Genomic DNA, 20,176 nt, shown 5'->3' on the forward strand with positions numbered 1-20,176 from the left:
TTTATGTTGATTTTTCAGGAAATATTATTTGATGTAAACAGAATTTGGTGAAACTCCAGTTGTAATTGCTGGATTTTTAAGACCTCCTTGTGCATTCTGAATTAATAATCGTCCATTAGAATTGTAATCTTTTGCGTCTAAAACATAAAAAGTATCACCTTTTACATAGAAACCATATACACTATCAGCACCTGTTATGTAATCTGCTTTTGTAGGCAAAGCTGTTGCATTTGTAGCCATAGAATAAACAGAATTATTAACGATGTAATACAATTTACTATTCTCCGCAACTAAGAAATTAGGATGTTGTCCATCAGGAAAATTCATTTCTAATTTATCTTCTGAAGTTAAATTATAACGAACCAATTTTCCTTTTGTAGTAGTTCCCCAATTAACACCTTGAGAAAGCACAAATAAATTTCCGTTTTGAATTGTTAAATCTGTCGGAACATCACCAACATTTATACTTTTTTTATCATTTGTTTTAAGGTCAATAATTGTAACTGTTTTACCTGTTCCCCAGCCACCTTTTTGTGCAACATAAAGTTTGTTATTGTCAAGAATCATTTTTTCTGGACCTTCATCTACTTTATATTTTTCTACAAATGTTAAATCACTGATTTTGTATTTTGCAATAAAATCATCTGTCGTTACATTAGGATCTCCCCAGTTTGAGATATACAAAAATTGATCATCAGAAACGATATAACGAGGGTTGCTCATATTATCTGATGATGGAATTGTACTAATTTTTTTGAAAGTTGTGTTGTCTACAACTTCTACTTTATTAGAAACATTAAGAACAATATAAGCTTTGTTTCCTTTGAAATACATGCTTTGTCCTACAGAACCCAATTGTGCACCAGCGTTCGCAGTCTTGAAAATTTCTTGAACAGGATTTTTATCTCCCACTACAGTACTTGGATCATAATACGTAATATCAGCATTTCCTGCTTGAAATTTTCCTTCATTCAAAATAAAAATTCCTTTTGAATAGTTTCCATTTTCTGGATCATTTTTTACACTATCATCATCATTAGAACATGATTGTAAAAAAATTCCTGCTAAAGCTATAAGCGCAATAGATTTAAATTTAGTCATAGTTTTAAAATTTTATTTGTAATTGTATATTATAATTTGTGCCAGGTTGCCAACGATTTTCTTGCGTTTGATATTCTTGGTTAAACACATTATTCACTCTCATAGAAATGCTATAAAGTGGTGAAATTGTATAATTTAAACCAAAATTCATTAGCCAAAATCCATCAAGTGTTCTTTCTTCTTGCGAATCGGTAAAAACTTTACTTGTATAAATGTTTTGTACAAAAGCAGATAAACGTTTGTAAGTGTATTGTGCGCTCGCCGTCCATTTATGATTTGGGGAATACATCAGTTCCTTATTTTTAAATTTATCTTTTGTTTTGGTGTATGCATAAGTTGTATTGAAACTAAATGCATTCCATTTGTAGTTTCCAATCATTTCAAAACCATAGGTTTCAGCTTTGTTGATGTTCACAGGAACCCAATAAGAACTGTTTTGCGAACTCGGAATCCATTGAATCATATCACTCAACTTATTATAAAAAATATTGGTTTGAATGTTTAAATTTTTGTTGATAAAATCATTTCCAAGTTCAAATTGATAAGCTGATTCTGATTTCAAGTCCGGATTTCCACCAGTTTTCCAAAATAAATCATTGTACGTTGGATTTCTGAAATTTTTCGAAACATTTCCTCTTAATTGATACGAATGAATCGGACGATAATTAAAACCCAATGAATAAATAAATGGATTTTGGTACGTATCAGAAAAATCTTGACGAATACTCGCTTCGTATTCCAAAACATCTGATAATTTATGCTTCGCGATTAAGGCAAAATTGATTGAGTTTTGATCGCTTTTAGTCAAATTATTTCCACTTCCTTGATTATAATTAGCTTCAGATAAAAGCGAAAGCTCGAAATTATTGGTCAATTGATGATTCAGATAATATTTTAAAATATAGTTATCAACCTGTAAATCGTCCGAATAAGATTTGTGAATATTGTTGAAATAACTGCTTTCTTCTCGTATATAAGCTAATTTTAACTGCGATTGCCACTTTTCATTTGGATTGAAATTCCATTCTGTCATCAAACGGTAATCCTGATTTTCGTATCCAGAAGGCGTTGAACCAATGTCAACCAAAGGAAATTCGCGCTTTCCAAAATTGAACATCGAATAAAGTTTCAATTCATTTTTAGGATCGATTTTATAACCAAAATTTCCATTAATTGTATTGAAATAATATTTTCCATTCAAATTCTTCTTCATGTGATTCGGAATTTTGTAATCATTATCAGATTGATTTCGTTCGTAATCGATTGAAGAACTAAATTTTTCTGTACTATATTTCAACTGATATTTTCCCGACCACGTATCGTAACTTCCGTATCCTAAATTTATTTTTTGCTGTAAACCTTTGTCATACTCAAATTTATTCAACAAATGAATTGTACCGCCGATAGAACCTGTTCCATACGCAATACTTCCGCCTCCTGGTTTCACTAAAATTCCGTCAAACGAATTACTTGCAAATAAATTAAAATCCGTTTGTCCTGTTGTTTGCGAATTGAAATTTATTCCGTTCCAAATTACCGCTGTATGCGAAGCTAAAGTTCCACGAAACGAAGGCGAAGAAACCATTCCTCGTCCATTTTCTTTAAAATAAATTGGCGTTTGCGCTTGTAAAACTTGCGTCAGTTGATTAGGATTTTGCTCTAAAATACTATCATTAAGTTTGATAATACTTTGAGATTTGTAATGATTTTTAAGAAAAGCATCGTTCAAAATCAAAGGTTTCAAATTGATGGTATCCGTCTGTGCAAAAGCAATTCCAGCGATAAGATTAAAACAAAGAAAAAGTTTTTTCATATTAAAATCTGTTTTTCCTCCGAAAACATTTTCTATTAATTTGTTAGCAATGGCAGGTTTCCTGACTTATTCTTTTACAAAAAGTATGTTAGAATTTACAGTTGCGGGGACAGTTTTGGAATTGAACCAAATTCCCTTTTAACTCACTCGTTGAGCACCATTTTATGCAAATGTAAAGAAAAGCAATTGATTTTATAAAAAGTAGATTGTTAAATCGTTAACCTTAAATTAAGATCAGATTTATTTTATTTGTACAGTATTCAAAATCATTATATCTAGTGATTTTTAAGAATGATGGACAAATTAAATTTGTAACCAACAAAAACAATTATTATTTAAACTTTAAAAACGATGGAAAACAATCAGCCGTACAAATCAGAGAAAAAAATCATTGCTGGAATTTTAGGAATTTTAGTAGGATATTTAGGAATTCATAAATTCTATTTAGGATATACAAAAGAAGGAGTTATTCAAATTATTGCCACTTTTGTAACATTTGGATTTGCTGGACTTATTGGATTTATTGAAGGGATTATTTATTTGACTAAATCTGACGAAGAGTTTGATAAAACATATGTAGAAGGTCACAAAGGCTGGTTCTAAAATAGAGATTACATTCTTTTTTAAATATTTTTCGATCCCAAAATAACTTTAGATTATTTTGGGATTTTTTTATTGAATGAATTCGTTTTAAATAATTCGCAAGTTTTTTATTACATTTGCTTTAGGAAAAAATATAATAAAGAACGAAATCGCATAAAATGGCTATAAAAACATTTAGAGAAGTAATCGCAGAGGCAATGAGTGAAGAAATGCGTCGCGATGAATCTATATTTTTAATTGGAGAAGAAGTAGCAGAATACAACGGAGCGTACAAAGCTTCGAAAGGAATGTTAGACGAATTTGGAGCAGAACGTGTAATTGATGCGCCAATCGCAGAGGCTGGTTTTTCTGGAATCGCAATTGGATCTACAATGACGGGATGTCGTCCAATCGTAGAATATATGACATTCAACTTCTCATTAGTGTCTATTGACCAAATTATCAATAACGCTGCAAAAATTTATCAAATGTCAGGAGGACAATTCAACTGTCCAATTGTATTTAGAGGACCTACTGCTTCTGCAGGACAATTAGGTGCAACACACTCACAAGCTTTTGAGAATTGGTATGCAAATGTACCAGGTCTTAAAGTAATTGTTCCTTCAAACCCTTATGATGCAAAAGGTTTATTAAAATCTGCAATTCGTGATAACGATCCAGTAATTTTCATGGAATCTGAACAGATGTATGGAGATAAAATGGAAATGCCAGATGAAGAATACACAATCGAAATTGGTAAAGCAGAAATCAAACGTGAAGGTACAGATGTAACGTTAGTTTCTTTCGGGAAAATTATTAAGCAAGCTTACATTGCTGCTGATGAATTAGCAAAAGAAGGAATTTCTGTAGAAGTAATTGACTTACGTACAGTTCGTCCATTAGATTATGATACAATTTTCAAATCTGTTAAGAAAACAAATCGTTTGGTAGTTTTAGAAGAAGCTTGGCCTTTCGCTTCAGTTGCTTCAGAAATTACATATATGGTTCAACAAAAAGCATTTGATTATTTAGATGCACCAATCAAACGTATCACAACAAAAGATACATCAGCACCTTATGCTCCAAACTTGTATGAGACTTGGATTCCTAATGCAAAAGATGTAGTTGAAGCTGTAAAAGCTGTGATGTATAAATAATTAAGATTTATAAACTATATTTGTAAAGTCTAGCATACATTTTGCTAGACTTTATTTTTTTAACCAAATCTTATTGATGAAAAGTTATATAACAGCTTTTTTTATAGTTGTTCTAGCGTCTGTTCACGCGCAAGTAAAAATCCAAGGAAAGGTCATCGATTCTGAAACTCAGAAGCCTATTCCTTACGCAGATATTCGTTTACCAGAACTTAAAGTAAGTGCAACATCAAACTCTGATGGTACTTTTTATATCGAATCTAGTTCGAATACAAATAAAATTGTCGTATCAAAAAATGGATACGAAACTTCTGATTATGTAATCGAAAATAAAATCGATTATAATTTTATTGCTCAATTATTTTTAGCAGAAGACAATACTTCAGAAGAAGATGACGGAACGGTAGATTTACAAACTGCGGTTGTTTCGGCAAAGAAAAAACGTCTTAAAAAGAAAGAAAATCCAGCGTATGCTATTTTACGTGAAGTATGGAAGCGTAAAAAGAAAAATGGACTAAAATTAGCGCCACATTACCAATATGATGAATACGAAAAGTTGCAATTTGATATTAGTAATATCGATTCAACTTTTATGAAACGTAAGATTTTTAAAGGAATGGAGTTTGTTTTCGAGAAAGTAGATACTTCTTCTATCAACGGAAAAACATATTTACCTGCCTTCTTGAATGAGTCGATTTACAATGTTGCGGGAATTAATAAACCTTCAACAAAGGAGCGTCGAGAATTAATTGCGAATAAAACATCAGGTTTCGAGAAAAATGAAGTGGTAGCTTCTACGGTAAAAAATCTTTTCCGTGATATTGATATTTATGATAATCGTGTCAATATTTTGGACATCAAATTTGTGAGTCCAATTGCAACAGATGGTTTCGCAGTTTATGATTACGAATTGAAAGATACAGTTGATGTAGATGGAATAGAATCTTATCGAATCAAATATTATCCGCGTCGCGAAGGCGAATTGACATTCAAAGGAGAATTATATATTTCGAAAGATGCTTATGCAGTGAAAGAGGTTGTGATGGAAACAACGAAAGAAATGAACGTGAATTTTGTGCGTAATATTTTCATGAATCTAGAATATGATATTCCAAACGATTCTATTTTTTATCCAAAGAAAGAATATGCGATGTTGGATATGTCGTTGTTGAGTAAAAAAGAAAGTGCGAAAGGAATTTTTGCGCATAAAACGGTGAATTATTACAATTACGATTTCGAGACAACACATCCCGAAGCTTTTTATTACGAGAAATTAGATCCAGCAAAAGCTGCGCTTAACGAAAAAGATAATCAGTTTTGGGCAGAAAATCGTCCTGAAGCTTTAACGAAAGATCAAGAAGGTATTTACGAAACATTAGAGCAATTAAATAAAGTACCAAAATTCAATAATATTGTGAAAGCAATCGAGATTTTTGGTTCTGGATATTACAATGTCGGAAATGCAATTGATATCGGGAATTTATACTCATCTTTTGGATACAACCAAATCGAAGGATTCCGTTTGAGAGCTGGAGCTCGTACATATTTTTCGCAAAATGATATGTGGCGTGCGCAAGGTTTCTTGGCATATGGTTTTCGAGATGATAAATTCAAATATGGAGCAGATTTTCGTTACATGTTCAATAAATATAATCGTTTTCAAGTCGGTATCGGAACAAAACGTGATGTAGAACAATTGGCTGCAACATTAACAGCTTCTGATGGAATTATGACGCGTAGTTTTGCTTCGTCATCAATCATCAATCAAGGAGATAATACATTTTTGAGTAATAATAATTTGACAAACGTGTATGCGTCGATCGAACCTTGGAAAAATGTAACGTTTCGTGTTGATGGAAATTATCAATTAATTAAACCAGCTGATGCAGAGCATTTTTCGATTGGATATGAAAAAAACGGTCAGATTAAAGAAACTTTAACAAATTCAAGTGTAAGTGTTTCGGTAATTGCTCGTCCAGGTGCAAAATATTCTCAATATGGAATTGATCGTTACGAAATGACAACACTTGCTCCAACGTTGATGTTGCGTTATACAAAAGGATTGAAAGGTGTAATTAATTCAGATTTTGAATATGATAAATTACAATTTTTATATACACAACCAATTTTGATTGGATCTTTTGGTAAATCATTGGTAACTGTAGAAGCAGGAAAAACATTTCAAGGTGTTCCTTTATCATTAATGAGTGCGTTACCTGGAAATGAGAGTTACGGACAAGTTTATGGTACATTTTCACAATTAGATTATTATGAATTTGTAACAGACGAATATGTAACGATGAACTGGGAACATCATTTTAACGGTTGGATTTTGAACAAAGTTCCGTTAATCAAAAAATTAAAATTAAGAGAAGTTGGATTCTTGAGAGCGGCTTACGGAGACATTTCTGAGAAAAGTAAAGCTATTAATCGTTCGACAATAGAATATTTTGCACCAAATCAACAAATCTACTACGAATACGGGTTTGGGATCGAAAACATTGGTTTTGGAAACATTAGACCAATACGTGTTGATTTTAATTGGCGCGGAAATTATAATAATTTGCCAGATGTTCGTAAATTTGGCATCACAATCGGTTTAGATTGGAATTTTTAGAAAATACATAATAAAAAAAAGAATATTACAATGACTTTTGATGCAATCATTGAAATCCCAAGAGGATCTCGCAATAAATATGAAATGGATCACGAAACAGGAAGAATCCGTTTTGATCGTGTTTTATACTCTCCAATGTTCTACCCAGCTGATTACGGTTTCGTAGAAAATACATTAGGATTAGACGGAGATCCAATTGACGTATTAGTTTTCTTAACAGAACCTACTGTTCCTGGATGTGTAATCGAAGTAAAAACAATCGGTGTTCTTAAAATGTCTGATGACAAAGGACAAGATGAAAAATTAATTTGTGTACCAGTTGCTGATCCAACATGGAACCAATTAGAAAACATCACTGATATGAATCCTCATACATTGAAAGAAGTTGAGCACTTTTTCAGAGTTTATAAAGACTTAGAAAATAAAACAACAACAATTGAAGGGTACGGTGATAAAGCAGAAGCAGAAAAATTATTGCAAGATGCAAGAGAGCGTTTCGTACCAGCTCATTAAGAAATAATTTATAATTTCATATAAATAGTCCTCATTTTTTGAGGACTATTTTTTTTGATTAAATTTTCCTCCCATTCTATCAACTATTTCCAAAAACATTTTTAAGTTTATAGAAATACTCACACATGAAATCGAAATTTTTATTAACACTAGTTTTAATCTCTACAACCATGAGTTTATCTGCTCAAACTAATCAACAAGTTTTAGACTTGATTAACAAAGAAGTACAACAAAATTCTGAAGCTTATCAACAATTAAAAAAAGTAACCGAAACAATTGGACATCGCGCTACAGGAACAGAAAATGGACGAATAGCAGAAGAATATGCAGCCAATTTGTTGCGTTCGTATGGTTATGATGTGTCTTTTCAAGAGTTTACATTTAGCGGATGGAATCGTAAAAGTTTAGATTTAAAAATCAATAATCAACCTATAAAATCCGTTGCTTTGGCGCATTCGCCAGCAAATGTTAGTCTTTCGGGAGAATTGATTGATTTGGGAAATGGACTTGAAGAAGATTATAAAAAGATTGGTGATAAAGTAAAAGGAAAGATTGTTTTTGCTGCGCTTGGTTTGTTGGATGGAACACCAAAAGAAATCGAAAATCTACATCGTTCAGAAAAAACAGCTTTAGCAGAGAAGTACGGAGCGAAAGGAATTATCTTGTTTAATCGTCCTGCTGGAGGAATTCTATTAACAGGAACGGCCTCTGTGACGGGAGAAATTATTAAAATTCCTGCGATTAATATCAGTTTAGAAGATGGATTGAAAATCAAAGAAAATCTATCAAAAGGAAAAGAAATTGCTAAAATCGAAATGAAAAATGATGTTGGACAAATGAAAGGTCGCAACATTATAGCAAAGATAATCGGTTCTAAATTTCCAAATGAGAAAATAGTTCTTGGAGGGCATTTAGATAGTTGGGATTTAGCTACAGGTGCGATTGATAATGGCGTTGGAAGTTTTTCTGTGATGGATATTGCACGAACGTATAAAAAGTTGAATCTTCAAAATGATCGAACAATAGAATTTGTTTTATTTATGGGCGAAGAAGTTGGTTTGATAGGTTCTAAATATTATGTCAATCAAGCGTTGAAAGATGGTTCTATCAATCAAATCAAAACAATGTCGAATATGGATATGACAACAAATCCAAAGTCGTATTATTCGACAATGGAAAGTAATTTGCCTATTTTAACTGATTATGCGAATGATGTTCAAAAAGTGATTCCAGATTTTAAATTGAAAACATTTGCGAGTGTAGATTTACATTCAGATCATCAACCGTTTATGTTGCAAGGCGTGCCTATTATTGGGCTTTCGGATAGTCAATTTACAAAAGGAGCGTTAAATTGTTACCACGCGAATTGCGATACATTTGATTATGTAGAAGAAATTGGTTTGAAAAATAATGTGATTTTGGAAACCTATTTGTTGTATCGTTTGAGTAATTTGAAAGAAATTCCTTCAAAACGTTGGAACGAGCAAGAAGTAAAAGAAGCCTTAATCAAAGGAAATTTAGAAACTCCACTTCGTATTTCGGGCGATTGGAGATGGTAATATCAAAAAAATCCTTCAGATTATCTGAAGGATTTTTTATTTATTTCTTTTTCAATTTTACAGTGAAATGTCTTAAAATTTCAGATTCCCACGAAATTTCATAACCTGAATTAATCTCGTTTCGTCGATCAAAAATATTTTTCAAAGCTACTGCAATATAATCCATATGACTTTGAAAATAAGTTCTTCTAGGAATTGCTAAACGCAATAATTCTAATTTTGGATAACGATTTTCTCTCGTTTCAGGATCACGATCTGCCAAAATAGTTCCGATTTCTACACCACGAATTCCAGCTTCTTTGTACAATTCGATTCCCAATGTTTGCGCAGGAAATTCTTCACGTGTTACATTTGGTAAAAACTTTACAGCATCAACAAAGATGGCATGTCCACCAATTGGTTGCTGAATTGGAATTCCAAATTCAATTAATTTATTCCCTAAATATTCAATTTGTTTGATGCGCGATTGTAAATAAGAATATTCTGTCGATTCTTGTAAACCTTGTGCTAAAGCTGCTAAATCACGTCCAGCTAAACCGCCATAACTTAAATATCCTTCGTAAATAATTCCGAAATTTCCACAAATTTTATATAGCTCTTCGTTATTCAGTGCAATAAATCCACCAATATTTACCAAACCATCTTTTTTCGCAGACATTGTCATTCCATCACCGTAAGAAAACATTTCTAAAACAATTTCTTTAATCGTTTTCGTTTTGAATTCTTCTTCTCTTTCTTTGATGAAATAAGCATTTTCCGCAAAACGAGCGCCATCAAAAAAGACTGGAATTCCATATTGATTAGACAATTCACGAACTTGACGAATATTTTCGATTGATACAGGTTGACCACCAGAAGAATTGCACGTAACAGTGATTAATGTAAATGGAATTTGTTCTTTTCCGTATTCTTTGTAGACATTTTCTAACTTTTGTAAATCGATATTTCCTTTGAAAGGATGAATCAATTCGCTGTCAAAAGCCTCATCAATAGTACAATCAATCGCGTGCGCTTTTCTAAATTCGATGTGACCTTTTGTTGTATCGAAATGCGAGTTCCCAGGAACAACATGACCTTCTTTTACAAGAGCTGAAAATAATACATTTTCCGCTGCACGACCTTGATGCGTAGGTAAAAGAAACTCAAATCCAGTAATGGTATTAATGGTTTCTTTCAGTTTTAAGAAAGATTGAGAACCAGCATAGCTTTCGTCTCCAGTCATCATTGCAGACCACTGTTTGTCGGACATTGCTCCAGTTCCAGAATCAGTTAATAAATCAATAAATACTTTGTGGCTTTCTAGGTTGAATAGGTTGTAATCTTTTTCTTCGATCCACTTTTCGCGTTCTTCTCGAGTAGATTGATAAATTTCTTCGACCATTTTTATGCGAAATGGTTCGGCAAAAGGTAATTCCATTTTTCTTGTGTTTAATGTAAAACTAAGAAACCTTTAGAATATTATCAATTATTAATTGAAAATCATAAAAAAATCCTCTATCAAAAAGATAAAGGATTAAAAATTTTCTATAGCTCGTGTTAGTCAATAACAGGAACTGGTCGTTTGTTTTCGTTAATTGCAACTAATGTAAACGTTCCAGAAATCGCTTTATCACGTCCGTCACGATACATACTTTCGATAAAAACATCAATTTGTACATCCAAACTTGAGCGTCCTACACGTACTACTTTTCCTACCATTTCTACGATAGTTCCTGCAGGAATTGAGTGTTTAAAATCAATTTTGTCACTACTTACTGTAACAATAGGTTTGCGACAAAAACGAGTTGCTGTCATAAAAGCAATTTCATCCATCAAATACATTACTGATCCTCCAAACATTGTGTTGTGGTGGTTTGTATCTCCAGGAAAAACAGCTTTGAAAATGCGAGTTTCAGAATTGATGATACGTTGTTCAATCAACTCTTCTCTTGGTGTTTTTTCCACTTCCATTATCATATATTTACACGTTACTTTTCTTAATTAATTTTTGAGTTGATAATGTTTTTTTGTGGTGGTTTGATGATTTCATAGAACATAATTTTTACTTTTTTCGCGAAAGTTTTTGGTTAATTATTAACTCAATTTAGTGGCATTCTGACTTGTCAAAAATATTGATTTACAGTTGCGCGACAGTTCGTGATTTGCACACGATTCCCCATTAAGTTGAGCACGAATTTGATGCAAATATAAATTAGAAAAATGAAAATTTGCAGATTTATTGTACCGAATTCGTTGGTTTGGAATAATTCGTGTAAATTCATTTTTCCGAATTTTTAATGAAGTAAGAAATAAGAATGAAAATAAAACCAATCAAAGATTTAGTTCATAATCTATCAGAATGGAATGAATTAGTTTCTCAAACCAAAGATTTAACCGATAAAGTAGTTCAAGATGTTAATTTTTTGCGTCAAGAAATCAATTGGGAAGAGTATAATTTATGTAATACATCTTTTTTGGGTTGTAAGTTTAAACAACATGAAGCAATCTATTTAATCGAAAAAGGAGCATTCGTTTATCCAAAATTTGAATCAGTTCCCTATAATCCATATCGTGGAAAATTGTATACTTGGCAAGAGTTGATGGAAGGTTATGATCCGGATAATGACCAAAGTATAGATCTTAAAATTTATAAACACTTCAAAAAACATAAATATAATCCGTCTGTTTCAGAAGCTTTAGCGCAACGTTTACACGATTTGTCTATTGATGATGGTTTGCGTCGAATTTTGGAATATGATGATAATGGAATGACGAAGAAAAAAGTGGTTGGCTTTATGGGCGGACATTCTACTGCGCGAAATTCGGAGTTTTATAATGAAACCGCAAAAGCGGCGAAATTGGCTACTGAGAAAGGTTATTTTGTTGTTTCTGGTGGAGGTCCTGGAATTATGGAAGCCGCTAATTTAGGAGCTTATATGGCAAATTATTCGGATGAAGATTTGATGAATGCGATTAGTATTTTGGCTGATTTAGACTTTATTGATGAAGATAAAACTGAATATTTGGCGAAGAATTTTATGACGAATGCTAAAAAAGTTTTAGAAATCTACCCAAATGGTGCTGAAAGTTTAGCAATTCCAACATGGTTTTATGGTCACGAACCGAGTAATTTATTTGCAACGAATATTGCAAAATATTTTTCTAATAGTATTCGAGAAGATATGTTGCTAACAATTAGTTTGTTCGGGCTGGTTTATGCGCCTGGAAGTGCTGGAACAACACAAGAAATTTTTCAGGAAGCAGCGCAAAATCATTATGGAACTTCAGGATATTATAGTCCAATGATTTTTTTGAGTAAGAAAAGATATGTAGAAGATACGGCGATTTATTCAGTTTTGCATCAATTAGCTACAGGAAAACCATATAAGGAGTTACTATTTTTAACAGATAGTGCTGATTTAGCAATCGATTTTATCGAAAATCATCCACCAATTAAAGTTAATTAAAAAATAATTTTAAATATTTAAAATCACGTAAATCACTTTATTATAGTTGTTTATGTTGTTTTTGTTTGTTTTTTGTCAGAATAAAATAAAATAATTTCGAATAATGTTTGGTATTTTAAATAATGAACGTATATTTGCAGTCCAATAACGCGAGATGGAGCAGTAGGTAGCTCGTCGGGCTCATAACCCGAAGGTCACAGGTTCGAGTCCTGTTCTCGCTACTAAATCGCGAGGTGGAGCAGTAGGTAGCTCGTCGGGCTCATAACCCGAAGGTCATCGGTTCGAGTCCGGTCCTCGCTACTACAAAAGAGAGTTTCTAACAAGAAGCTCTCTTTTTTTATGTCTTTAACTGAGAATTAAGATTAGATAAACTATTGATAAATACTACCCTTTCTTCATTATGATAGTAAAATATAGATTATTCTATTCAACTTCAAGAAATTAATTACTTCTTTATAAATAAGCATCAAAAAATAGTGTACAAATAGGTGTACATAAATAATAATTAGGTGTACAGTCCCAAATTTTGGGCACAAAATATATTTAATGTATAGATTTTTACTCAAAAAATCTGGTGTACAATTAGGTGTACATTTAATATATTCTGGTGTACATATTAAAACTATGTAGTGATATGAATAACAATAAATTAGTAGTGCTATTCTACATACAAAAAAATAGAACAAACAGCAAAGGATTATGTCCTTTAAGAGTTAGGATAACCTATTCTTCTCAAAGAAAAGAGTTTTCAAATGGAATCTTTATTAATCCAAAAAAATGGAACTCTAAGCTTCAAAAAATGAAATCCACAGATAAAGATTGTAATTATGTAAACAATCAACTCAGCCTGATTAAATCTAAAATTAATCAGGCTTTTTTGTACCTGCAAATGAATGAGAAGCAATTTGATGTAGAAGATATATACATTCAGTACTCAGGTGACCATACCAGGAGAATAAAATATTTATTAGAAGTGTTTGATATTCACAATCAGAGATTTCTCAAATTGGTAGGCAAAGAATATTCAATGTCTACATACATCAAGTTAAAAGAAGCAAGGAAACATACATATGAGTTTATCAAGTTTAAGTTCAATAAGAATGATATTTTACTTGAATCTATAAAGCTAAATTTTATAGATGATTTTGATTTCTATCTAAAAACAGAAAAGAATCACAAGCAAATTACAATCAATAAAACTATTCAGAGATTAAAGAAAATCATCAAACTTGCTCTTGGTGAAGGTTACTTGTCAAGAGATCCTTTTATACTTTATCATCCAAAAAGAGTTGAAAAGAAGATTGTTTATTTAACAAAGGAAGAATTGACAGAATTAGAAAATTATAAGTTTATCCAAAAAAGAATACAACAAGTAGCTGATATGTTCATCTTCTGCTGTTATACAGGTTTAGCATATAATGAAATGGCAAGTCTTGAGAGTTCTCATATACACAAAGGTTTTGATGGTAATGATTGGATTAAGATGATAAGAAAGAAAACAAAAAGAGAAATATCAATTCCATTATTAGCTAAGCCAAAAGAAATTTTAGCGAAGTACCAGGAGAATGAAAATCTCAATCTATTGCCAATTATCAGTAATCAAAAGTTTAATTCTTATCTAAAAGAAATCTCTGATGTAGTAGGATTTGAAAAGAATCTTACTCATCATGTAGCAAGGAAAACTTTTGCAACTACAATACTATTATACAATGACATACCTATGGAAATAGTATCTGAATTATTGGGTCATAGTAAAATTAGTACTACACAAGAAAGTTATGCTAAAGTAGTTCAATCAAAAGTAAGTGAACATATTAATACATTAGAAATAAAACTGAATGAAAAATGAGTAGCATATACTACTCATTTTTGTTATTTAAACCCAAGGTTCATATTTTATAGTAGGCTCAATACCAATATTTTCTGTCAGAATTTTATGAAGTACACTATAAACATATTCTTTGTTTGGTTCTGTAGTGATAATAGCATCATGTAGAGTGAAAATAGGAATATCAGGTCTATTTTTAGCAATTATTTTACATGCTTTATGTAAAACTAACTCAGCTTCTAAGTTTTGTAATAAGCAAGCTAAAGCATTGTGTTTTTTTGTCTTGATAGTTTTAAAAATTTGATAGACATTTGGAAATTCCTTTTCAAAAATCTGGATTTCTTTAATAAATCTTTTTGCTTGATTTTTACTGAAAAAGGAACTGAAAATAATTGTTTTGGCTTCTTTTCTATAATCTTCATGTTCTTTCATAATACTTTTATTAATAAGAATTTTTCCAAATTCCTCGTAGAGTTTACCTGATTTAATAAACTCAATAAAATTACGAACATCATCTTTACTTGTGTTATTAGATATTAGTTTATTTAATTCATCTAAATTTTTAGATGTATTAAACCTTGGGTTAAATAGGGAAACTTTTTCACTGATATTATTTCTGAGAAATGATTCCTCATTTAACAAAGAATAACTCAAATAAGGTTGTGAATTAACTATATCAATTGCAACAAGGTTTTCATTTTTGAAGGTAATAAATTGTCTTAAATCACCTTTTAATTGGGTTAATGTAGTATGTAACCTTCCAGCGGTATTATCTACTATTTGGTTGAATATTCCTTTATTAAATAACGTTATTACTCTAAGCCTACAATTAAATTTATTCATTACAATTAATTCAACTCCATCTTCAATATCTTTTTGATTATATAATTTTTTGTTTTTTCCAAATTTTTGAATAACACAATCTCTAATCTTTTCAGATAACCTTTCTTTATCTGCTAAATCATATAAATACTGTTCAGCTTTAGCATAGTCAATTTTTAAGTATTTAGGATTAAGCCATTTTGTAATATAATCTATATTAAGTTCATCATTTAGTAGTTTAATCTCATTTTTATCATCCAAATAATAAAACTTATTTATCTTACTAATTAACTTTTGATTGGTAATTAATACTTCTTTAATTTGAGTAACTCCAAAAATATTATGAAAACTGAATCCTCTACTTTTGACACCAGGAATATATTGTTTGTCTTCATGTATTATATTGTGTTTTTTAAGGTAGTCTAAATGCTCTCTGTAATTTCTGATTCTGCATTGTAAAAGCTTTGCATTTAGATTTGTATAAGGGTTACCATATTCATCATTTTTTTGAGTATCGTAATTTTCATACATTAAAGTCAGGAGATATTTGAAGTTATCTACATGATAGTTAAACTCAGGAGGATTTTCTTTTAGTAACTTGTCTAAATCTAAAGATTCTGGAATAAAAGCAACAATGCTTTTAATAATTCTCTTTGCCATAATTATTGTTTTTAATTATGAGGCAAAGAAATTATCGGGAATACCTTACTATATTTTACGTAAGGCTTACACTAAAAGTGTAAGGCTAATTTAAATTGTAAATTAAATCTTGGATTTCTTCTGATAACTTACCTGTATAAGAGCTTTTTGCTTGTCTAATGTTCTTAAGTTTATTACCATTGAAATCTCTAAAAACATAAACAAGAGCATCATTATATTCTTTCTCTTTAATATCGTTAATAAAATTTCCTTTTATTAGTAGATTAATAAATCCTATGAGAGAACCTTTGTTAGTGTCCTTTTTGGTATTTGTTTTATCCAGCCATTTAATACCATATTTTACTTCCTTCTTCATAAATCCATTAATGAAATCCTCTTTAGTTCCTTCAATGAGTTTAAGATTTAAGAGTCCATCATATAATTTTTCAATAATTAATTGTGTTGCTTCTTCATTTTCTTTAAAGTAATCCCATTCAAATGAAGATATTTTACCGTCTTTGTTATTATTATATAGCTGTTGTGGATTCAGTTTGATTTCTAAATCTTCTTTCAAGACCATTAGAGTATTAGATAAAAAAGGTTGATTAGCATAAAAATTATCAGCCTTTATAATTAGAGAAGTCAGAGAAGATATATGCATTTGTAGAAATTTAGTTGAATCTATATTTTCTATAGCCATCTTCAAAAGGATTTTATCAAACTTATTTTTAGTAATTCTAATATTATCAACTATTAAGTTTTTAAACATATAGAAATAGCTTAGATCTGTTTGTTCATCTTCTATGATAATTCCCTTGTCGTAGTCAAATTTACTATTCTCAAATTTTAAGTTACCTCTTTCCTCAAGGTACTTGTCCATATAATCATTCTTCATTTGGTCATATTTATTTGACTCAAGAAGAACTTCAAAAAACAATAAAGGAGATTTTAATATTTCCATAGTTAAGACTAAAACTTAAAAAAAATTCATTTCAAAATTAACCAATTAATATTTACAATTATGCAATTAAGAAAATCAGAAAGAAAAAAAGCCAAGATAAAAATGGCTTTACAAGGTTCAAGTGGAAGTGGAAAGACTTATTCAAGCTTACTACTTGCACAAGGTATCACGAATAAAGATTTCAGTAAAATAGCTATTATAGATACTGAAAATGGAAGTGCAGATTTGTATGCACACTTAGGAGATTACAATGTTCTTGCTCTTCAACCTCCTTATACACCTGAAAAATATATAGAAGCTATTGAATTATGCGAAAAAGAAGGTATGGAGGTAATTATAATTGATAGTATTTCTCATGCTTGGGATGAATTATTAGACTTTCATTCAAAGTTAGCAGGTAATAGCTTTACAAATTGGGCAAAAGTAACTCCAAGACAGAAGGCTTTTACAGATAAAATACTTCAATGCAAAGCTCATGTAATAGCAACAATGAGAACCAAACAAGATTATGTATTAAATCAGAAAGATGGAAAATATGTTCCTGAGAAAGTAGGATTGAAAGCAGTACAAAGAGATGGACTTGATTATGAATTTACTTTAGTATTTGACATAGACATCAAACATTTTGCAGTATCAAGCAAAGATAGAACAGGTTTATTTATGGGTAGACCTGAGTTTATTATTAATTCTGGTACAGGTAGAAGGATTTTAGAATGGTGTAATAGTGGAGTAAATGATGAAGTAATTTTAGAAAATGATGTGTTAGGTAAAATCTCTACATGTCAGACTATTAATGAGCTATCTAAGCTGTATCAACAATATCCCCAGTTTCAACAGAATCTAAATTCATCTTTTACAACAAGAAAGAATGAGTTATCACTTTTAATTAACCAACAAAATATACAACAGAATGGAACTTTTAAACATTACTAATCCAAATCCTATTATTCCAATCAATTCAAGGAATCCAAATTTTGAAGATAGAAGTATTTTTAAATCTCCTGGTAAATACGAAGAAAGGAATATACCAGGAAATAATAATAACTATCAACCAAAACCTTTTATAGAAGCTAATACAATTGATGTAGATTATAATCACCTACAAACAGAATGCATCATACCTGTGTTTAGCAAGGATAATGAAAAAACAATTGCACATCAAGAGTTTATAGAAATTGCTCAAGAAGGATTATTTGATGTATTTGGAAATGAAAATTTTGAAATGCCTGAAATTAGGGTAAGTCATCAAATAAAAGGTAGAACACCAGAAGCAATTCACAAAAATGTAGCAGAGCTTTTAGATCACGAGAAAACCATTTACTATGAGAGAATGGCTTTTATTATAAGAATTCCAACTATTACAGATACTATTAATGGAAATCAACTCTCTTTAACTATTGGAGGTGTGAGAGCCTATAATCAAGAGAATTTGTATAGTAAAAAAAGTTTTGAAAAATTCAAATTCTTTATTGGATTCCAAAATAAAGTTTGCTGTAATCTTTGTGTTTCAACAGATGGTTTTAGTTCTGAAATGAAAGTCACTTCTTATGCTGAACTAAAAAATAAAATCACAGATTTAATACGAAATTACAATGCTCAGAGGCATTTAGAGCAACTCAAAGAATTTTCTGAATATTCTTTGACAGAACATCAATTTGCTCAGTTAATAGGCAAATCCAGACTTTATAATCATCTGCCTAAAAAAGTTAAATCTTTTATTCCAGAGCTGAATTTCAATGATGGACAATTTAATACAATAGCTAAAGATTACTACAATGATGAGAGTTTTAGTAAAGACGAGTTAGGAAATATAAATCTATGGAATGTCTACAATCTATTTACACAAGCGAGTAAAAGCAGCTATATAGATACATTCCTTGAAAGAAATTTGAATGCTTTTGAATTTAATAAAGGCATCCAACAGGCACTAAATGGTAATTCTAATTATCATTGGTTTTTGAGTTAAGCTGAGCCACCTTGCTTTAGTAGGGTGGCTTTATTTATTAAACCAAGTAGTAAAATTGAAAACAATTAAAACATACAAAAACAACACTTTAAGTGTAATCCTACTATCATAATGAAGGAAAAAAAATTATAATTGTATTTTTAATATTTATAATATTCTCATTTAATTAATATAATTTTTTAAATTTTCAATTGAGTGTGTAAACCTCCTTGCACAAAGACCCTCACTTCTTTTTAGAGGGAAAACTCCCCCCTCTTGTTATATCAGGTAAATTTATTTAAAGCTCATATTATTATTCAAGGTGATAGCTGAGTAAATGAGGTTATTTATAATATCCTGGTAAACATATTTTAACTCAAACAAAATATATTCCAATGGTAACAGTTATCGATTTTAAAGAAAGACTAAAAAAAGATGGAGAGAAATTCTATGTTTTAGAAGTTCAATCTGGTATTGAAATGGTTAAAAGCCAAGTATCAGATAAGTTTTATGCAACTGCAAAAAAAGCATTTGTTCCATCAACATTTAACAAAGCAACTTGCCAAACTTTGATTGGTGAAAAACTTCCTGGTAGTATAGAGAAAGTAAATACAGAATTGTATGATTTCACTATCCCAGAAACAGGAGAATTAATAACGTTAGGTCATAGATATGAATTTATACCTGAATGTTAATAAATCTCAGTAGATTAAAAATAATATATATTCAATTCAGGCTTTGTTAAGTGCAAAGTCTGAATTTTATTTCTTTAACCAGGAGTAAATGATAAGGTATTAGACGTAAATTAAACTATTAATAAAGTACCTGAATAAAAGTTCAGATATAATATTAATAGCGGTTTATTTAATCTCTACTATTTCAGATAAAGAAACTTCTAAAGCACTTGCTATTCTATAAAGTGTAAAAATTGTTGGGTTTGTTCTTCCTGCTTCTATTCTTGATATATTAGTAGTATCTATTTCTCCTTCTATTTTACCAACTAAATCCACTTGAGTTAATCCTTTTGATAATCTAATTTCTTGAATCTTCTTACCTACAAATTTTAATAGTTCTTCTTTTTCCATTGTTGACATATTTGGCAACTCAAGGAAAGATTATTACGTTTGTAGTTTAATGTCATATATGACAAGTTTAAAAAATAACTAAGTTTACGGATTCACGTAAAAATTATATAG

General features: G+C 30.5%; 17 protein-coding genes, 2 tRNA genes and 2 riboswitches. Of the genes, 12 read left to right on the forward strand and 7 right to left on the reverse strand.

Translation table 11 applies throughout. The features are described 5' to 3' along the window. Positions 1-24: 24 nt before the first annotated feature. Together ACTS9J_RS02515 and ACTS9J_RS02520 are read right to left on the reverse strand one after the other, a co-directional pair. The gene (locus tag ACTS9J_RS02515; protein WP_416410350.1) at positions 25-1,101 is read right to left on the reverse strand and encodes a YncE family protein; all 1,077 of its coding nucleotides are present in this window, start codon (positions 1,099-1,101) and stop codon (positions 25-27) included. A gap of 4 nt (positions 1,102-1,105) precedes the next feature. Then, a complete protein-coding gene (locus ACTS9J_RS02520) occupies positions 1,106-2,914 on the reverse strand; it encodes a TonB-dependent receptor plug domain-containing protein (RefSeq protein ID WP_448352799.1) in 1,809 nt (602 codons plus the stop codon). 34 nt (positions 2,915-2,948) lie between these two features. Next, positions 2,949-3,091: riboswitch (cobalamin riboswitch) on the reverse strand. Between the two features lie 174 nt (positions 3,092-3,265). On the opposite strand from ACTS9J_RS02520, the gene ACTS9J_RS02525 reads away from it, so the two are divergent. From ACTS9J_RS02525 to ACTS9J_RS02545, 5 genes are all read left to right on the forward strand, one after another. Next, positions 3,266-3,517, forward strand: coding sequence for a TM2 domain-containing protein (locus tag ACTS9J_RS02525; RefSeq protein ID WP_219034059.1), 252 nt, complete (start codon positions 3,266-3,268; stop codon positions 3,515-3,517). A gap of 158 nt (positions 3,518-3,675) precedes the next feature. Then, positions 3,676-4,653, forward strand: coding sequence for a pyruvate dehydrogenase complex E1 component subunit beta (locus tag ACTS9J_RS02530; protein ID WP_114998120.1), 978 nt, complete (start codon positions 3,676-3,678; stop codon positions 4,651-4,653). Positions 4,654-4,729: 76 nt separating this feature from the next. Beyond that, entirely contained in the window at positions 4,730-7,267 is a 2,538-nt protein-coding gene (locus ACTS9J_RS02535; RefSeq protein WP_448352800.1) for a DUF5686 family protein, read from the forward strand. 30 nt (positions 7,268-7,297) lie between these two features. Beyond that, complete coding sequence (locus tag ACTS9J_RS02540) at positions 7,298-7,780, forward strand: inorganic diphosphatase (RefSeq protein ID WP_291047917.1); 483 nt, start codon at positions 7,298-7,300, stop codon at positions 7,778-7,780. A gap of 125 nt (positions 7,781-7,905) precedes the next feature. Next, a complete protein-coding gene (locus ACTS9J_RS02545; protein ID WP_448352801.1) occupies positions 7,906-9,339 on the forward strand; it encodes a M28 family peptidase in 1,434 nt (477 codons plus the stop codon). Positions 9,340-9,379: 40 nt separating this feature from the next. On the opposite strand, the gene ACTS9J_RS02550 is transcribed toward ACTS9J_RS02545, so the two are convergent. Together ACTS9J_RS02550 and ACTS9J_RS02555 are read right to left on the reverse strand one after the other, a co-directional pair. Continuing rightward, entirely contained in the window at positions 9,380-10,756 is a 1,377-nt protein-coding gene (locus ACTS9J_RS02550; protein WP_180905739.1) for a tryptophanase, read from the reverse strand. A 119-nt stretch (positions 10,757-10,875) separates the two neighbouring features. Next, a complete protein-coding gene (locus tag ACTS9J_RS02555; protein ID WP_114998110.1) occupies positions 10,876-11,289 on the reverse strand; it encodes an acyl-CoA thioesterase in 414 nt (137 codons plus the stop codon). 129 nt (positions 11,290-11,418) lie between these two features. Next, positions 11,419-11,505: riboswitch (adenosylcobalamin-variant (AdoCbl-variant) riboswitch) on the reverse strand. Positions 11,506-11,633: 128 nt separating this feature from the next. On the opposite strand from ACTS9J_RS02555, the gene ACTS9J_RS02560 reads away from it, so the two are divergent. From ACTS9J_RS02560 to ACTS9J_RS02575, 4 genes are all read left to right on the forward strand, one after another. After that, positions 11,634-12,785, forward strand: coding sequence for an LOG family protein (locus tag ACTS9J_RS02560; RefSeq protein ID WP_416426326.1), 1,152 nt, complete (start codon positions 11,634-11,636; stop codon positions 12,783-12,785). Positions 12,786-12,933: 148 nt separating this feature from the next. Continuing rightward, positions 12,934-13,006, forward strand: a tRNA-Met gene (locus tag ACTS9J_RS02565). A 6-nt stretch (positions 13,007-13,012) separates the two neighbouring features. Next, positions 13,013-13,085 (forward strand) — tRNA-Met (locus ACTS9J_RS02570). Between the two features lie 334 nt (positions 13,086-13,419). Further along, on the forward strand, positions 13,420-14,634 hold the full coding sequence (locus ACTS9J_RS02575; protein WP_448352802.1) for a tyrosine-type recombinase/integrase: 1,215 nt from the start codon (positions 13,420-13,422) through the stop codon (positions 14,632-14,634). 27 nt (positions 14,635-14,661) lie between these two features. Here the strand turns inward: ACTS9J_RS02575 and ACTS9J_RS02580 are convergent, their stop codons facing one another. Both ACTS9J_RS02580 and ACTS9J_RS02585 read right to left on the reverse strand, forming a co-directional pair. Continuing rightward, on the reverse strand, positions 14,662-16,095 hold the full coding sequence (locus ACTS9J_RS02580) for a hypothetical protein (RefSeq protein WP_448352803.1): 1,434 nt from the start codon (positions 16,093-16,095) through the stop codon (positions 14,662-14,664). Between the two features lie 85 nt (positions 16,096-16,180). After that, the gene (locus ACTS9J_RS02585) at positions 16,181-17,035 is read right to left on the reverse strand and encodes a hypothetical protein (RefSeq protein ID WP_448352804.1); all 855 of its coding nucleotides are present in this window, start codon (positions 17,033-17,035) and stop codon (positions 16,181-16,183) included. Between the two features lie 60 nt (positions 17,036-17,095). Between ACTS9J_RS02585 and ACTS9J_RS02590 the strand changes: the two genes are divergently transcribed. The 3 genes from ACTS9J_RS02590 (at position 17,096) to ACTS9J_RS02600 (ending at position 19,675) form a co-directional block, all read left to right on the forward strand. Further along, on the forward strand, positions 17,096-17,968 hold the full coding sequence (locus ACTS9J_RS02590; RefSeq protein WP_448352805.1) for an ATP-binding protein: 873 nt from the start codon (positions 17,096-17,098) through the stop codon (positions 17,966-17,968). After that, entirely contained in the window at positions 17,946-19,001 is a 1,056-nt protein-coding gene (locus ACTS9J_RS02595) for a DUF3871 family protein (RefSeq protein WP_448352806.1), read from the forward strand. The genes ACTS9J_RS02590 and ACTS9J_RS02595 overlap by 23 nt, the downstream gene beginning before the upstream one ends. Before the next feature lie 374 nt (positions 19,002-19,375). Beyond that, the gene (locus ACTS9J_RS02600) at positions 19,376-19,675 is read left to right on the forward strand and encodes a hypothetical protein (RefSeq protein ID WP_448352807.1); all 300 of its coding nucleotides are present in this window, start codon (positions 19,376-19,378) and stop codon (positions 19,673-19,675) included. 165 nt (positions 19,676-19,840) lie between these two features. Here the strand turns inward: ACTS9J_RS02600 and ACTS9J_RS02605 are convergent, their stop codons facing one another. After that, positions 19,841-20,065: a helix-turn-helix domain-containing protein gene (locus ACTS9J_RS02605; RefSeq protein ID WP_448352808.1), complete on the reverse strand. Its 225-nt coding sequence runs from the start codon at positions 20,063-20,065 to the stop codon at positions 19,841-19,843. Positions 20,066-20,176 lie beyond the last annotated feature (111 nt).

Source organism: Empedobacter sp. ULE_I140, from assembly GCF_053482575.1.

Coding starts and splice junctions, on each gene's coding strand:
- ACTS9J_RS02515 (WP_416410350.1), bottom strand. CDS start 1,101: ATGACTAAATTTAAATCTATTGCGCTTATAGCTTTAGCAGGAATTTTT.
- ACTS9J_RS02520 (WP_448352799.1), bottom strand. CDS start 2,914: ATGAAAAAACTTTTTCTTTGTTTTAATCTTATCGCTGGAATTGCTTTT.
- ACTS9J_RS02525 (WP_219034059.1), top strand. CDS start 3,266: ATGGAAAACAATCAGCCGTACAAATCAGAGAAAAAAATCATTGCTGGA.
- ACTS9J_RS02530 (WP_114998120.1), top strand. CDS start 3,676: ATGGCTATAAAAACATTTAGAGAAGTAATCGCAGAGGCAATGAGTGAA.
- ACTS9J_RS02535 (WP_448352800.1), top strand. CDS start 4,730: ATGAAAAGTTATATAACAGCTTTTTTTATAGTTGTTCTAGCGTCTGTT.
- ACTS9J_RS02540 (WP_291047917.1), top strand. CDS start 7,298: ATGACTTTTGATGCAATCATTGAAATCCCAAGAGGATCTCGCAATAAA.
- ACTS9J_RS02545 (WP_448352801.1), top strand. CDS start 7,906: ATGAAATCGAAATTTTTATTAACACTAGTTTTAATCTCTACAACCATG.
- ACTS9J_RS02550 (WP_180905739.1), bottom strand. CDS start 10,756: ATGGAATTACCTTTTGCCGAACCATTTCGCATAAAAATGGTCGAAGAA.
- ACTS9J_RS02555 (WP_114998110.1), bottom strand. CDS start 11,289: ATGGAAGTGGAAAAAACACCAAGAGAAGAGTTGATTGAACAACGTATC.
- ACTS9J_RS02560 (WP_416426326.1), top strand. CDS start 11,634: ATGAAAATAAAACCAATCAAAGATTTAGTTCATAATCTATCAGAATGG.
- ACTS9J_RS02575 (WP_448352802.1), top strand. CDS start 13,420: ATGAATAACAATAAATTAGTAGTGCTATTCTACATACAAAAAAATAGA.
- ACTS9J_RS02580 (WP_448352803.1), bottom strand. CDS start 16,095: ATGGCAAAGAGAATTATTAAAAGCATTGTTGCTTTTATTCCAGAATCT.
- ACTS9J_RS02585 (WP_448352804.1), bottom strand. CDS start 17,035: ATGGAAATATTAAAATCTCCTTTATTGTTTTTTGAAGTTCTTCTTGAG.
- ACTS9J_RS02590 (WP_448352805.1), top strand. CDS start 17,096: ATGCAATTAAGAAAATCAGAAAGAAAAAAAGCCAAGATAAAAATGGCT.
- ACTS9J_RS02595 (WP_448352806.1), top strand. CDS start 17,946: ATGGAACTTTTAAACATTACTAATCCAAATCCTATTATTCCAATCAAT.
- ACTS9J_RS02600 (WP_448352807.1), top strand. CDS start 19,376: ATGGTAACAGTTATCGATTTTAAAGAAAGACTAAAAAAAGATGGAGAG.
- ACTS9J_RS02605 (WP_448352808.1), bottom strand. CDS start 20,065: ATGGAAAAAGAAGAACTATTAAAATTTGTAGGTAAGAAGATTCAAGAA.